Consider the following 15,620-nt stretch of genomic DNA (forward strand, 5'->3'; position numbering starts at 1 on the left):
AAAATTTTTAGAATGTAATATTAGCTCCAAAGATAAAAGTTCTGGCTTGTGGATAATAGGCTCTGTCTATTCCGAAACTATCTCCTGCTGCAATTTCAGGATCATATCCTGTATACTTCGTAAATGTAAACAAGTTTTCTCCGGTTACATAAAGTCTAAGTTTATTAACACCGAAATTTTGCGTAGCAGATTGTGGTAGTGTATATCCTAATTGTACAAGCTTAATTCTTACATAATCTCCTTTCTGCAAATAGTAATTTGACATCCAGGTGTAGTTATGGTTAGTATCATTAACGGTAACTCTAGGTGTAGTATTGGAAGTGCCTTCTCCCGTCCATCTGTCTAAAATAGCGGTCTGGTAATTAGCATTTAATAAATCCAATCTTCTAAGTCCCTGAAAAATTTTGTTTCCAGCCTGTCCCTGAGCAAAAACCATTAAATCCCAGTTTTTGTAGTTAAGGTTTACGGTCATCCCGAAAGTAAATTTAGGAACAGAATTACCAAGATTTACTTTATCTGCATCTGTAATAACGCCGTCTCCGTTGGTATCTGCCCAAATAAAATCTCCGGGTTTTGCATTTGGAAGAATCATTTGTCCGTTTGCATTTACGTAAGAATTAATTTGTGCCTGATTCTGGAAAATTCCCAAAGTATTATATCCGTAAAAAGATCCGTATGACTCTCCGACCTGAAGTCTGGAAACTGGTCCCATAGACTGGAATCCTGGACCATCGATATAATCTCTTCCGCGTTCAAGTCTTGTAACCGTATTTTTAAGATAAGCAAAATTCCCATTTACAGAAACTCCCCAATCTGACCAGTTTTTTTTGTATCCAAGCTCCACTTCTACCCCTTCATTTTCCATATCTCCAATATTAGCAGTAGGAGCATTCGTTACCCCTACGTATCCGGGAATAAATATTTTTCTTAAGATATCTGAAGTTTTTTTCTTGTAGTAATCTACAGTTAAATTAAAATTATTTAAAAACTTAATATCCGCAGCGAAGTTCATCTGTGATGTTGTCTCCCATTTAAGATCAGGGTTTGCTAACGTGTTTGGATAGTATCCGGGCAATATTATTTCATTTCCGGTACTGTCATATCCTGTATAGTTTGCACCAGAAACATAGAAGCTGGCAAACTGGAAATCATCTATTCCGTCATTTCCTAAAATACCGTATCCTCCACGGAGTTTCAATGTATTAATGATCTTATTTTCCGGCCAGAAATTTTCATTATTTACATTCCATCCTAATGAGAATGCAGGAAATGTCCCCCAGTGCTGATTGGCTCCGAATTTAGACGAGCCATCTCTTCTCACGGTTCCCGTTAATAAATATTTATTATCATAATCATAAACAACTCTACCGAAGTAAGATACTTTATGTGTATTGATGTAATCCCATGCACTTACAGTTTGATTGGCTCTCCCCACATCAAAGTTGAATGAAGCATCTTCCCAATTCGAAATGGGTAATTTACTGTGAGTAACACTTTGCCCCAATCCTATATTATATTCATAGTATCCGTTACCTGCCAATAAATTCAAATTATGCTTACCAAATCTTTTCTGATAATTAAGCGTGTTTTCTAAACTCCATTCAAACTTTTCCTGAGTTGTTCTGCTGAGACTGTTTACACCAAGGTTACTGTAATTTGCATTCAAATAATAAAGAGGTGTAAAATTCCAGCTTCCCCAATAAGCTTTTTTACCGTTGATAGAAGATTTAAAGGTTAAGTCTTTTGTGATCTTTACTTCCGCAAAGATATTGGCAATGAAATCATCCGACCATCCATGATTTCCCAACTGGGTATATTTAAAAGCTAAAGGATTTGACATCTCATTCTGAACAAGACTTGAAATGCCGTAAGGAATACCATCTTGATTTCTTACCACAAAAGGTCTCGCTGCAGCAGGAACTGCTGACAAATCAGGATTTAAAATTGGAGTCGTTGGATCCAAGTTTACTGCAGAACTCAAAGGACCTCCAAATTCTCCATTTGAGTTGATTCCCTGAGATTTTGTATGGGTATAAGCAAACGTCTGTCCTAAAGTAAGCCAGTCTGTAACTTTATGAGTGGAGTTTAATCTAGCGGTTAATCTTTTATAATAAGAAATATCACTCATTACGATACCGGTCTGATCATAATATCCGAATGAACCATAAAAAGTAGATTTTTCGTTTCCTCCACTAATACTTACTTCATGGTTGGATCTTTCACCTGTATTGAATATAACATCCTGCCAGTTTGTTCCCTCACCAAGAGATTGTGGATTTGCAAATTTCGGAGTCTGTCCTGCATTTACATACGCTTCATTAAGAATTGTTGCATACTGAGTTGCATTTAACAGATCCAGCTTTCTTGATGCATGACCGAAGCCATAAAACCCGTTATAGCTAAGATTCAATCTTCCTTTTTTACCTTTTTTTGTAGTTACTAAAATAACTCCTCTTGCAGCAGAAACTCCATAGATTGCAGATGAAGCTCCATCTTTCAGAACTTCGATATTTTCAATATCAGATTGGTTTAGCCAACCAATTCCATCTACCACAATTCCATCTACAACCCACAACGGATCATTACTTGCTCCAAAACTGGTAATTCCTCTTACACGAATTGTTGCACTGGATCCCGGTTGACCGGAGTTGGAAATTACGTTAACACCTGCGGCTCTACCCTGAAGAACCTGCTCCGGTTTTCCGGCAGGGATCGCTTCGATGTCACTTGCTTTGATACTCGAGATGGCTCCCGTCACATTACTCTTTTTCTGAGTACCGTAACCAATCATGACTACTTCCTCAATTTTCTGTTCTTTTGGAAGGGTGTCGGTCTTTGTGTTTTGGGCAGTGAAATTAGCAGTGAAATACAGCACCGCAACCATGCCTAAACTTCTAGATATTCTTACATTCATATACAGTTAGTTTTTTAATTCTCAAATTGAGACAATAAAAATATATTTTTTTTTTAATTATTTAACATTTTATTAATAACTATTTTAATATTTCCTGTATTTTTGGGCATTTGAAGGCATAAATTTTTCTTCAGAAACAGTAAAAATTTCAAAAAAACAGATAAAATCAATCCCCAAAATGACGACCAAGCACTCCAAAATTTCACTTCCGCTCAAGCTTACATTTCTAATTTTCTCCATGGTGCTAAACTGCATGGGCATTGTAATTCTTCAACTTTCGGAAGCCAAAATCACCTATGATAAGCTTGGTTTTTTAGAGTCTTTTAAAGATCTTCCCATTGCTTTTATTTCACTTTTTGCTGTTAATTTTATCAGCAAAACCGGAACAAAAAAATCCCTGATTCTGGCTTTAACAATTGTTGGGATATGTTCCCTTATTTTACCTTTCGTAGAAGTATTCTGGTTTTATAAAGTATGGTTTGCCATCATCGGAGCGTGTTTCGCGATCGGAAAAATCTGCGTTTTCGGAATCATCAGAAACAATATTTCGGATGAAAAATCTTTAGCCAAAACCATGAATAGTGTAGAAGCCTCCTTCATGATCGGAATCTTCGTGGTTAATATCGGGTTTGGGTGGGTCATTTCCAGTCAGTTTTCAGAATTCTGGAAATTCGGATTTTTATCCATTTCTGTATTATCGGCAATAACGATCTTTTTATTTTCAAAACTTCCTGTTTCGGAGCCTGAAAAGATGAAGAATGAAAATATTTTTAAAGAAGTTGCAGGAATTGCCAATCCTTTATTAATCATATTTTTAGCGGTTGTTTTTTCTATTGTTTTTGTAGAGCAAAGCTTTAATTCATGGCTGCCTTCTTTTTATAAAAACCATTTAAAAGTCAATTCTTTCTTTGCGCTTCAGGCATCTTCGTTTTTAGCTCTGTTTTCTTATGTTGGAAGAACTGTTACGGCTAATGTGATCCAGAGATTTTCTTTGTCGAAATATTATGTTCTGTGCTTATCATCCATTGTTGCAGTACTTTTAATCATCATCGGAATCCAATTTTCCGGATGGGATGATTCTAAAATTCTGCTGTTTCTCTTTCCTGTTATCGGATTGTTTTTATCTCCGCTTTATCCCGTCATCAACTCTAAAATGATTGCCACAATCGACAAATCGAAAGCCAACGTTTTAACGTCACTAATTGTTATTTTTTCATCATTGGGAAGCTCTGTAAGTTCGATCATCATGTCGGTTTTATTCGGAAATCAGCTTCTGAATTACTATTCTGTGTATATTTTATCTGCTGTTATTCTGTTGTTTACAATTAGTTTAATTTATTTTAGATTTGCAGATAAAAAAATTTAGAAAATAATTTTATTTTTATCCCATGAAAATCAAGAACGAAAAGAGTAAGGAAACCCTTCAGGAACTTATTGATACAAAAGACTTTGTAGCACACGTGTCTGTAGACTGTACTATATTTGGTTTTCATAACAACATCCTGAAAGTTTTACTCTTAAAATACCACGATCTGGATTTGTGGTCTCTTCCCGGAGGTTTTGTTTTTAATGACGAAGATCTTCGCGAAGCGGCGGAACGTGTTCTGTATGAAAGAACGCATCTCCAGAATATTTTCCTGAAACAGTTTCATACTTTTGGAAGAATCGACAGGACAGAAAATAATGTTCACCAGATTCTACTTAAAAACAAAGGCGTTGAAGTGCCTAAAGATCACTGGATCTTCCAGCGTTTTATTACGGTAGGATACTGCAGTCTGATTGATTTTTCAATGGCAAATACTTTTCCGGATGCTTTCAACGAAAGCTGCGAATGGTTTGAAGTGGATAAACTGCCCAAAATGGCATTTGACCACGACAGAATTATCGAAACCGGACTGGAATATCTCAGAATGAACATCAATACGGAAGTAGCAGCAAGTAATCTTCTTCCTGAAAAATTTACCATGAAAGATCTGCAATGTCTGTATGAAACGATTTTGGGTGAAAAATTCAGAAGGAATAATTTTCAGCGTAAAATTTTAAGTCTTAATATTTTAGACCGCCTCGAAAAACTGTACGACGGTTCTGCCAATAAAGCTCCGTATTTGTACAAGTTTAAAACCAGAATCTACAATCCGACAAACCAGTACCCTATTTCAAACGAAGCGGAAAATTAATTTCTGATGTTTTGTATTTAAAATTCAATTTAAATATCTAAAAATCAACAGATAAAAGTCATTTAAAAAAAATTTCTCTGAAATAGTGAAAAGTCTTATTTTTAGGAAAATTAAAATATAATGTCATATTATTCCCTTACGAGCATTCCCGATTATTACGGGATCGATGCTTTACTTACTGAAGAACATAAACTTATCCGACAGTCTGTAAGAGACTGGGTGGAAAGTTTTGTAATGCCACAGATTGATAATGCTGCCCAAAACCACACCGACATCCCGAATTTAATGAAGGAATTGGGACAAATCGGAGCTTTAGGACCCTATATTCCGGTTGAATACGGCGGTTCCGGACTGGATCAGATTTCTTACGGTCTGATTATGCAGGAGCTTGAAAGAGGTGATTCTGCAGTACGTTCTGCTGCCTCTGTGCAAAGTTCTCTGGTGATGTTCCCTATTAATGAATTCGGTTCGGAAGAACAGAAAAGAAAATATTTACCCAAATTAGCTGCCGGAGAAATGATCGGTTCTTTCGGTTTAACGGAGCCTAATCATGGTTCCGATCCGGGTTCTATGGAAACACATTTTAAAGACTTGGGAGATCATTACCTTCTGAATGGGGCTAAAATGTGGATCACCAACTCTCCTCTTTGCGATATTGCCGTAGTCTGGGCAAAAAATGAAGAAGGAAAAGTTCAGGGATTGATTGTTGAAAGAGGAATGGAAGGTTTTACAACGCCCGAAACTCACAATAAATGGAGCTTAAGAGCTTCAAAAACAGGAGAATTGGTCTTTAATGATGTAAAAGTTCCGAAAGAAAATCTTCTTCCGGGAGTTACAGGACTAAAAGGACCTTTATCTTGTCTAAATTCAGCAAGATATGGTATTTCATGGGGGGTTATCGGAGCGGCTATTGATTGCTACTGCACTGCTGTTCAGTATTCTAAAGAAAGAAAGCAGTTTGGAAAACCAATCGGATCTTATCAGTTGCAACAGAAGAAATTAGCTGAATTCTTAACGGAAATCACTAAAGCTCAGTTACTTTGTCTTCAGTTAGGAAATCTTAAGAATGATCATAAAGCAACTCCTGCCCAGATTTCCATGGCAAAAAGAAACAACGTGAAAATGGCGATTGATATTGCAAGAGAATCCCGTCAGATTCTTGGAGGAATGGGAATTATGGGTGAATTCCCGATGATGCGCCACGCCGCAAACCTAGAATCTGTAATTACGTATGAAGGAACGCACGACGTTCATTTATTGATTACAGGTCTTGATATTACAGGAATCAACGCCTTCTAAAAGAGAAAATTTTGTGATAAATAATACACAGTCTGATCAGTTTTTGGTCAGACTTTTTTATTTTAAAAAAAAAATTGATATTCGCTGAATAATTATTGATCTAATAAAATTATTGATGTTTTATTTTAAAATTTTAATTTAATCATCAATAAAAATTGACAATAATGAAAAAATCAATTACTCTTTTTCTGGGACTTACTGCTTCTTTCTATTTTGCGCAACAAGCCGGAGACGTTTTCAGTGTTGAACCAAAACTTGATCTTACTCCGCAAGCGGTGGCGGGTTTTATCTCAAACAATCTTGGCGAACAGAATTCTCCTGATTTTATAAATTATCTCAACAGTTTTAATGTAGGATTAAAGGCCTATAAAATAACATATTACACAAAAAACGAGAAAAATAATCTCGTAAAGGCAACCGGACTTCTGATGTATCCCAAAGCCAATTACAAGCTTTCTACGGTAGTTTCGGATCACGGAACTACCGACAACCGCCAAAATGTACCTTCCAATCTTAAAGGAGTTCTGTATGCAGGATTTGTAGTGGAGCTTTCCTACGTCCTGAACGGTTATATTTTAATGGCTCCCGATTACGTAGGGATGGGAAGCGGAGACGGAGTTCATCCCTATGTACACTATCCTACCGAAGCTTCTGCGACCATTGATTTTGTAACGGCAGCTAATAAAGTTCTTGCCCAGCAAAATGTAAAACGCTACAACGAATATTTTTTAGCGGGTTATTCGCAGGGCGCTCATGCAGCAATGTCTACATTAAAGAAATTGAGCATTTCGAATCCCAACAACCTGAACTTCAAATATGCTTATATGGGAGACGGACCTTATGATTTCTCAGGCGTTACTTTGCAGAAGGGCGTTCTGGAAAAACAGGTTTATCCGTTTACTTCATTTATCGCCAATGTTGTTAATACCTGCAATAAAACAGGGTACCAAATGTATAACAGCAATATTTCGGAAGTAATCTCTTCAGAATATCTGGATCGCTACAATTATCATGTTGTTCAGGATAACGGAGGTCTGCTTTGGGGACCTTTGGTTTGGAGAACACTTTTTACCAATAATTTCGTAAATGATGTTACGAATAATCAGAATAACAAATTGAGACAATGCCTGAAATCAAATGACGTGTACGACTGGTATAACAAAACACCTATGACTTTAGGACATTCTACGGTCGACCTTGCCATTCATCCGGAAAATACTTCTAAAACCATTGACGTTCAGAGAGGTTACTATTCGTGGTGGGATCTGAATAAATACAAACTTGAGGCATTTTACTGGGGACCTTTAGGACATATCGGAGGAATCGTACCTTTTATTCTGGCTTCCAATGCCAAATTTAATACTTTAAGAAGCGGCGGACTTTTTAACGAATGGGCAATGCTGACTTCAAAACAGTCTCAAAATAGTCAATCAGGGATCAGTTCTATTTATAAATCACAGCTAAAACCTGATCTTCAGAATATGGAACTTCTTGAAGTCACAGATTTCAATAAAGAAAAAGCTGAACGAAAAGCTGTGAGCAACAACAACTTAGCTTCCTTACAAGATGGGGTGTATTTATTAAAAGTCTCTGAAAATAATTCGGAAAAACTCATTCCGTACATTAAAAACAGTCCGGAAACGGTAGAAGAAAAGGATATTGTAAAATCTGAGCTCAACAATATTCTGAATTTAAAAATCAATCAGGAAGAACTTTTAGCGGTCAATATTTTTGATGACAATAAAAATCTTATCAAATCCATTTCTCAGGAACAGTATATTAAAGACGGAGGAATAAATCTCAATACTATTGATTCTCAAAATCTTACTTTTGAAATTACTACCCGTTTCTATAATTTACAGTTTAAAAAACAGATCATCGAACTGAAAACGGAAGATCCTGTTTCAGTTATTGCTCAAAATAATCAGATTATTGTAAAAGCTAAAAACGGTATTAAAAATATCAGCATTTACAGTATTTCAGGAGATTTGATCCAGAATCAGGAAGTAAACAGTTCTCAATTCGAATCAAATACCATTAAAACAGGAATTTATGTGGTTCAGGTAATTCAGAACGACGGAAAAACTTTCAATAAAAAAGTGAAATTATAGTAATTTTCTTCATACAATCCTTCATCGTAATGAGTGCATCCGTTTCGGATGCATTCTTTTTATGCAGAATAAGGTTTTATGTTTTCGATAAATGCAAGATCCGGATTCAGAATTTCTTCGATCAGGCTTTTAATGGATTTCATGGCATCATCAATATCCCCTTTGTCAAACTGAAGAGAAACAACGCCTTTTTTAGCTTCGGCAAAACTCCAGATTCCCGTCTCAATCGGAAGTCCCCAAAACTCGGGAAGATTTTGTACAACGTACTGATAAATGCACAACTGCAAAGCCTGTTTTCGGTCGCTGTTATGGAAATATTCGTCTACATTGGATTCGTCGATCTTTACGATAAGATTTTTGATCTTTGCCGTTTTATAATCGATAATTCTCAACGTTCCGTTAAGCCGGTCGATCCTGTCGATGAAGCCGAAAAAAGAAACTTTATCTTTTTCATCAAGATAAAAATCTACATTTTCGAAACGTTTTTCGATGTCTAAAATTTCCAGTACGTTTCCGCTTTTTATCAACTCAAGATCATGATTTAAAATATTTTCAATTACTTTTTTAGCAATGGCTTTATGAATGAAATTCATTCCTTTTTCATAAAATTCCGGCTGATGTTTCAGCTTTTCAATAGCCACTTCGATATATTGATCTATTGCTTTAACTGATTCTTTTAAATCGTTTTCTTTTAATATTTTACCTTTTAATACTTCATAAATTTCTTGAAGGGTATAATGCACCAGATTACCGTAGTTTTTTACAGACAGTTCTTCTTCAATTTCATCACTTTCCGAGGTCTTTAAAATCTTGGAAAGGTAAAAATCAATCGGATTGTACAGATAGCTTGTAAGGTGAGAAGCCGAAACTTTTTCCTTCCATTTTTCCAACCGTTGAAGAACAATTTCGGTTTTTGAAATTTCGATAGGCTGCGTAATAATCGGCTCGGAAGAATTTTCAATAATCAGATGTTCGATATTGTGAGAACTTTCCATTTCGATCTGGGTGATGAAACGGCTTTTCTCTCCCGTATTTACTCCGGAACTTAGGGCATTAAACAATAAATGTACATTTTTAGAATCCTGAATCAACCGGTAAAAATGATAGGCATAAATACTGTCGTTTTCCAAAAAGGTGTGAAGATCAAAAAATCTTCTGATATCAAAAGGAATATACGTATTCTGTGAATTTCCGAGTGGTAATTTCCCTTCGTTTACAGAAAGCATAATCACATTTTCAAAATTCAGGAGACGGGTTTCCAGAAGTCCCATGATTTGCAACCCCCTCAAAGGCTCCCCCTGAAAATCAATACTTTCTGAATTAATATGCTGATTAATCAGAATTTCCAGCGTTTCCATTTTAATTTCAAACTGATAAGGAGATAACTGATTTTTGATAATTCTGAAAGCATTTTCGAAATGGGAAACGTTTTCATACTGAATATCATCAATTTCCAGCCATTTGATCTGCTTACAGAATTCAATTAAAGAATCTAAATAAACACTTGTAGAATCTGCTTTTTTCAATAAATTATAGTATGAAAGTTCATGTAACAATTCATAAAAAAGCTTTTTGGAAATGTAAACGATATTGCGTTCTTCGATTTTCGCTTTAAAATTATTGATCACCAGTTCATCTTCAGCAGATTTCGGCAACTCTTCCAGAATCGGAAAAATATCGCGGTAATAATATGACGATTTGTTTTTCTCGAGTTGTTTCTGAAGATAAAAAAGCTGTTTTACGGCATTCGAAAAAGAAAGATTTTTCAGAGGAAAACCCATCGTTATATTCAGATTGGGAACGCCGTGCATCACATCCAGACTTGCAGGAAGCAGATTTTCATCCAGCAAAACCACCGCAGTATCGGAGTAGGTTTTATTTTCTATTTCTTTGAAGATTTCCGGTAAAATTTTCGTCTGGGTAATATTTCCTGAAACTTCGTAAACTTTTATGTTTTTGGGCTGATTAAAGTCGTCTTCAATCCATTGAAAAAGACGGTGATCATCAAATTCTTTCCACGTTTTATGGTTTCTTAAAAACTTTCCTGCTTCCTGTCTTTCATCATCAAAATAATAATGATCTGCCTGAAAAAAGCACTGTCCTTTGTCCCATTGCAGAAGACTTCTTACAAGCTTTTCTTCCGCCGGAGTAAAGGCATTAAAGCCGCAGAATACGAATTTTTCTTCGGTATTTTTGGCAAATTCATCAATCTTTGCTTTTGCCGTTTCGTTGATCATTCCGGAAGTTGCCCAGTTTTTCTCCTTCAGTTTTTTCTTGAGAACGGGAAGAAAGACATTCATGTTTTTCCAGAAATTAAGGAATTTTTTTCTCGGACCTTCATCATCTTCTCCCAAATCCTGCGCCCATTCTTTAATCCGCTCTTCATCAAACATATACCGTAAAACGGCTTCATCGCTTTCTGAGAATTTCAGGATATCGTCCCAGTCTTTCTGCAAGGTGGGAAACCATTTCAGAAATTCTGAAAAATCGTCATTGGGAATCAGGTTCAGACTTTTATACACATCAAAAGCGAAAAGCCAGAGTGCAATTCCCTGAATCTGCTGTTTGTCGGCAATTTTATCAATCAGTTCTTCAATTGTAAAAAAGTTCGGCAGAAATCCGGAGTAATTGTTTTCCTCAAGAATTCGTCTGATGAAAACAATGGGACGTTTTCCGGGCAGAACGATGTTAAATTCAGATAAATCGGAATTCTGGGTTAATAATTCGCTGATGATTTTATTGAGGAATTTCAAGAGGTTTTATAGTTTTTGTAATTTTCCAGTTGTTCAGCAATAATACGGTTGTATTCCGCCTGCTTTTCCTCTACCATTCCGTTCCTTGTTTCGCCGTCATAAGTTTTCTGGAAATCCTGATATTCTTTAAGGATCGTATTGTAAATGGTTTTAAAATATCTGTCGAAATCAGCTCCGTTTTTAATCTTTTCCGAAACTTCTTTTCTCAGTTTGCGGGCAAAAACTTCGGCAACATCAAAATGCTTCTGCTCATGAAGCAGCACATAATCATTGATTCTTTTAACGTCTTTCCACGATTGGTTTTCGTTAAAAATCGTCTGAATCGTAATTTTTACCGGAGCTTTCGGATTGGAAGATTTTACGTAAGAATACGTCCAGCCACAGTTGGTATATGCCACGACATTCTCTCCACGCTGGTTATTGACTTTGCTTTTAAAATTGCTCCAATTCAATTTTTTTCCCTCTTCCCACTTTATTTTCTGACCGAATACAATATTGGAAATCAGAAAACAAGCTGCAAAAACTCCTTTCATTTATTTTTATTGAACTACTATTGTTTTGGTGATCCAGTTGTTGCCGCCATTCCAGAATTTAAAAGTGTATTTCCCAATCTGTTGCGGACTGAAATTGATCTGATTGGCGGAAGTGTATGTTTTTTCCGTACACGGTCCGTTCGTAATGTATTTATAAGCCGTAACGGTTCTTGTTAAATTATCGTTATGCACATAATCATACCCATAAAAACCCTGACAATGAGAAGGATAAGTAGAATAAGTCTTAATACTCTGAACTGAAAATACATCCATCGTATCGTTAACAATTCTCACACTGTCAATTTTAATTTTATCAACAGATTCTATGGTGTTATAGTCATCATCATTGTTACAAGATGTAAAAAATAATCCTAAAACTAATGCAGAAAACCCAAAATGGAGAAACTTTTTCATAGTTACAAAATTTAGATTATTATTAAAAATATCAGAATTTATTATTTAACAAAATGTGTTTAAACTTTTTGATTATCCGTTATATTAATCATATTGCTTTTAACGCAAAGAATCGCAAAGATTCTTTTATATACCAACTGCTTTTAAGTTCGCAAAGGCGTTTCACTCAGCAAAGAACTCAAAGGTTTTTCAATGATAATAAATTACGGACATTCATTAAACGTTTTATTTAAAGTTAATAATTATAAATAAAAAAGATCACAATAGTTTTTAAAAATCTTTGATTTTTATTCTTTTGGGAGCTTTAGATATTTTAATGTCGCATTGTGCTGATCTTTTGTGACTTTTGCGGTTAATTTTCAAATTTGTTTAAACAAGCTAAATACAAAATTAAGAATTAAAATTACCTTTAGAAAGATACACTACTTTTTTTGTATCGTAAAATTCTTCGTCAAAATAACTTTTCAGGCTGAAAATTTCACATTTCAGTCCGGCAAGTTCTTCAGCAAGATCCCCTCCTTTCAGATACAGAACGCCATTATGCTTTGTATTGAACTGTTCTTTCTCGAATTTACCTTTCAGCCATCTTAAAAATTCAGGCATCTGTGTTACGGCACGGCTTACTACAAAATGGAATTTTTCCTTTAATTTTTCAGCTCTTCCGTGGATTGCGGTTACGTTTTTTAATCCGGCTCCTTCTGCAACAGCATTTACCACCGTTATTTTCTTTCCGATAGAATCAATTAAAGTAAATTGAGTTTCAGGAAACAAAATTGCCAGAGGAATTCCGGGAAAACCACCGCCTGTTCCAATGTCCAAAACTTTTGTTCCGGGAGCAAATTCCATCACTTTTGCAATTCCCAAAGAATGTAAAATATGCTTTTCGTACAGAGATTCCATATCTTTTCTTGAGATCACATTGATTTTTTCATTCCATTCATGATATAAAACCTCCAGTTTATTGAACTGATCGATCTGATTTTCTGTAAGATCCGGAAAGTATTTTAGTAGTAACGTTGTAGACATGTAAATTATTATAAAAAGCAAAAATAAGTTTTTTATCAGCTTTATTCAAATTATCAAAACCAAGATTTACCTTTCAGAAATTTCTTTACTCCTCTTTTTCGATATAATTGTTGGTTCTTTTCAGTAATTTAGAAATTTTCTCATCCAGTTTTCCGGATTTCATATCATCAGTTCCGAGCTTTGCTATGTAACCGTCTTTCAATTGGATATCAACTTTCCCTATCTGTTTATTGATGCTTATACTTTCCACATCGTCGTTGCTGAAACTAAAACCTCCTATCGCTTTTTTATACTCTGCAAAAGTCATCTGCTTTGTAGATTTTGGGACAAGCGAAAAAATTCCGTTGATTTTTTTAATCTGAATTAAATTAAAAACGTGATCATTTTCAGAATCTTTAAGGCTTACCACCAGTCCGGGAAGTCCTGAAAATCTGTACGGTCCGTCGTTAACCGGATAATCTTTGCTGAACCACGCTTCCCAGTTTCTTCCTTTAAAATTTGCCGTAGCTTTCTGGCAATCTATATTATTAATTTTTAAAAATTCTTTTTCAATTTTCCATTTCGGAGCTTCATTATCCGGAATTAACATACTGACGGTCTTAAACTTATCATAAAAGTTAGCTGTTTTTTTAGCATAATCTTTTTCAATGATATAGCTGAGATTCTGGTCATAGTTTTTAGACGAAAGCAAATCCTTATAACTTTTTGTAGCCGCATAAGCAGAATCTCTTTCGTATTTCGCCGCGTTATAAAAATAGGATTTCTTACCGTCCGTATCCAGATTCATATAATCTGTAATAATGGAATCTTTTTTATTGAGATCCGGCCTCATCCTGTATTCGTACACAAAGCGGTAATTCTGAGCCGAAGCCAGTGAAACGATAAAAAGAAACAGAAATTTGTACATAATGATGACTGGTGTTTTAATTTTATATTGAATAACTACAAATATAGTGATAAAACACTGACGCAGACAAAAAAGCTTACTCCGGCTGTATTTTAATTTCTGAAGAAATACTTTTTATTATATTTGTTAAAATAGAAATAATTACATGGAGAAACTTTCAGATAGAGTACAAAGACTTGGTTACTCACAAACTTTTGTTATGTCGAATAAGGCTAGAGAAATGAAAACCAGCGGAATAGATGTTATAAGCCTTACTTTAGGGGAACCCGATTTCGATGTTCCGGACAATATCAAACAGGCTGCTTTTGATGCCATTAACCAAAATTACAGTCACTACTCTCCTGTTCCCGGATTTTTAGAACTTCGTGAAGCGATTGCTCACAAATTAAAACGAGATAATAATTTAGAATATAAACCAACACAGATCTGCGTTTCCAACGGTGCAAAACAGGCGATTTTAAATGTTCTGGCTGCTCTTCTTAACGATGGAGATGAAGTAATTCTTCCGAATCCTTACTGGGTAAGCTATGATGAAATGGTAAAAATGATGGGCGGAGTTTCTGTGATGCTTCCGACTTCATATGTAACGGATTTTAAAATCACTGCGGAACAGCTTGAAGAAGCCATTACAGATAAGACAAAGGCTGTCCTGTTCAGCTCACCGTGCAACCCTTCTGGCGGATATTACACGTATGATGAACTGAAATCTCTGGCAAAAGTGATTGCCAAATATCCTCATGTAACGGTAATTTCAGACGAAATCTACGAATTCATCAACTACGAAACGAAAACAACGTCGATTGCTCAGTTTCCAGAGGTTTACGAACAGACTGCCGTTATTAACGGAATGTCTAAAGCGTTCGCGATGACAGGATGGAGAATCGGATATTCTGCGTGTCCGGAATGGCTGGCTAAAGCGTGTGAAAAAATTCAGGGACAAATGACGAGCGGAGCGAATACCATGGCTCAGAGAGCTTCTATCACAGCCTTACAGACCGATCCTTCGGAGTATAAATACATGATTGATGCTTTCAAAAAAAGAAGGGATCTGGTTTATGATTTAATTAAAGAAATCCCAGGTTTTAAAGTAGTTTTACCTAAAGCAGCGTTTTATTTCTTCCCAGATGTATCGCATTACATCGGAAAAACATTAGACGGAACAGAAATTAAAGATTCTGATGATTTTGCGATGTTCCTTCTCGAAAATGCTCATGTGGGATGTGTTGGCGGAGTTTCTTTCGGAAGCCCTGAATGCATCAGATTTTCTTATGCGGCTTCGGAGGAAGATTTAAAAGAAGCCATGAAAAGAATTAAAGATTTACTGGATAAATTTAACTAAGAATAATTTAAGCATTTTTTTAAATAATAAGTCTGTTTAAACTTTTATTTAACCGCAAAAGCCACAAAAGATGAACTAAACTTTTATTTAAAGTTGATCATTATACATAAAAAAGTTCACAATAGTTTTAAAAATCTTTGATTTTTA

The 15,620-nt window shown here is 35.4% G+C and carries 11 protein-coding genes; 5 read left to right on the forward strand and 6 right to left on the reverse strand.

All coding sequences use genetic code 11. The features are described from left to right. Positions 1 to 7: 7 nt before the first annotated feature. Positions 8 to 2,914: a SusC/RagA family TonB-linked outer membrane protein gene (locus tag H6W52_RS09090; RefSeq protein ID WP_116099546.1), complete on the reverse strand. Its 2,907-nt coding sequence runs from the start codon at positions 2,912 to 2,914 to the stop codon at positions 8 to 10. A gap of 178 nt (positions 2,915 to 3,092) precedes the next feature. On the opposite strand from H6W52_RS09090, the gene H6W52_RS09095 reads away from it, so the two are divergent. The 4 genes from H6W52_RS09095 (at position 3,093) to H6W52_RS09110 (ending at position 8,501) form a co-directional block, all read left to right on the forward strand. Continuing rightward, positions 3,093 to 4,280, forward strand: coding sequence for an MFS transporter (locus tag H6W52_RS09095; RefSeq protein ID WP_228457558.1), 1,188 nt, complete (start codon positions 3,093 to 3,095; stop codon positions 4,278 to 4,280). Positions 4,281 to 4,302: 22 nt separating this feature from the next. Then, positions 4,303 to 5,091, forward strand: a complete 789-nt coding sequence (locus tag H6W52_RS09100; protein WP_076390384.1) for an NUDIX hydrolase — start codon at positions 4,303 to 4,305, stop codon at positions 5,089 to 5,091. A gap of 120 nt (positions 5,092 to 5,211) precedes the next feature. Further along, complete coding sequence (locus tag H6W52_RS09105) at positions 5,212 to 6,390, forward strand: acyl-CoA dehydrogenase family protein (RefSeq protein WP_116099548.1); 1,179 nt, start codon at positions 5,212 to 5,214, stop codon at positions 6,388 to 6,390. Positions 6,391 to 6,554: 164 nt separating this feature from the next. Beyond that, positions 6,555 to 8,501, forward strand: a complete 1,947-nt coding sequence (locus tag H6W52_RS09110; RefSeq protein WP_116099549.1) for a T9SS type A sorting domain-containing protein — start codon at positions 6,555 to 6,557, stop codon at positions 8,499 to 8,501. Positions 8,502 to 8,560: 59 nt separating this feature from the next. Here the strand turns inward: H6W52_RS09110 and H6W52_RS09115 are convergent, their stop codons facing one another. The 5 genes from H6W52_RS09115 to H6W52_RS09135 form a co-directional block, all read right to left on the reverse strand. Continuing rightward, the gene (locus H6W52_RS09115; RefSeq protein WP_116099550.1) at positions 8,561 to 11,254 is read right to left on the reverse strand and encodes a PD-(D/E)XK nuclease family protein; all 2,694 of its coding nucleotides are present in this window, start codon (positions 11,252 to 11,254) and stop codon (positions 8,561 to 8,563) included. Beyond that, positions 11,251 to 11,787 carry a DUF922 domain-containing protein gene (locus tag H6W52_RS09120; protein ID WP_116099551.1) on the reverse strand — a complete coding sequence of 179 codons (537 nt, stop codon included), beginning with the start codon at positions 11,785 to 11,787 and terminating at the stop codon, positions 11,251 to 11,253. Before H6W52_RS09120 ends, H6W52_RS09115 begins: the two co-directional genes overlap by 4 nt. A 6-nt stretch (positions 11,788 to 11,793) precedes the next feature. Beyond that, positions 11,794 to 12,201: a hypothetical protein gene (locus tag H6W52_RS09125; RefSeq protein WP_116099552.1), complete on the reverse strand. Its 408-nt coding sequence runs from the start codon at positions 12,199 to 12,201 to the stop codon at positions 11,794 to 11,796. A gap of 390 nt (positions 12,202 to 12,591) precedes the next feature. Next, positions 12,592 to 13,227, reverse strand: a complete 636-nt coding sequence (gene rsmG, locus H6W52_RS09130; protein ID WP_116099553.1) for a 16S rRNA (guanine(527)-N(7))-methyltransferase RsmG — start codon at positions 13,225 to 13,227, stop codon at positions 12,592 to 12,594. Between the two features lie 85 nt (positions 13,228 to 13,312). After that, a complete protein-coding gene (locus H6W52_RS09135; protein WP_116099554.1) occupies positions 13,313 to 14,134 on the reverse strand; it encodes a GLPGLI family protein in 822 nt (273 codons plus the stop codon). Positions 14,135 to 14,279: 145 nt separating this feature from the next. Between H6W52_RS09135 and H6W52_RS09140 the strand changes: the two genes are divergently transcribed. Next, the gene (locus H6W52_RS09140) at positions 14,280 to 15,473 is read left to right on the forward strand and encodes a pyridoxal phosphate-dependent aminotransferase (protein WP_116099555.1); all 1,194 of its coding nucleotides are present in this window, start codon (positions 14,280 to 14,282) and stop codon (positions 15,471 to 15,473) included. Positions 15,474 to 15,620 lie beyond the last annotated feature (147 nt).

It is taken from the genome of Chryseobacterium sp. C2(2020) (genome assembly GCF_014218915.1).
Classification (GTDB): Bacteria; Bacteroidota; Bacteroidia; order Flavobacteriales; family Weeksellaceae; genus Chryseobacterium; species Chryseobacterium mucoviscidosis.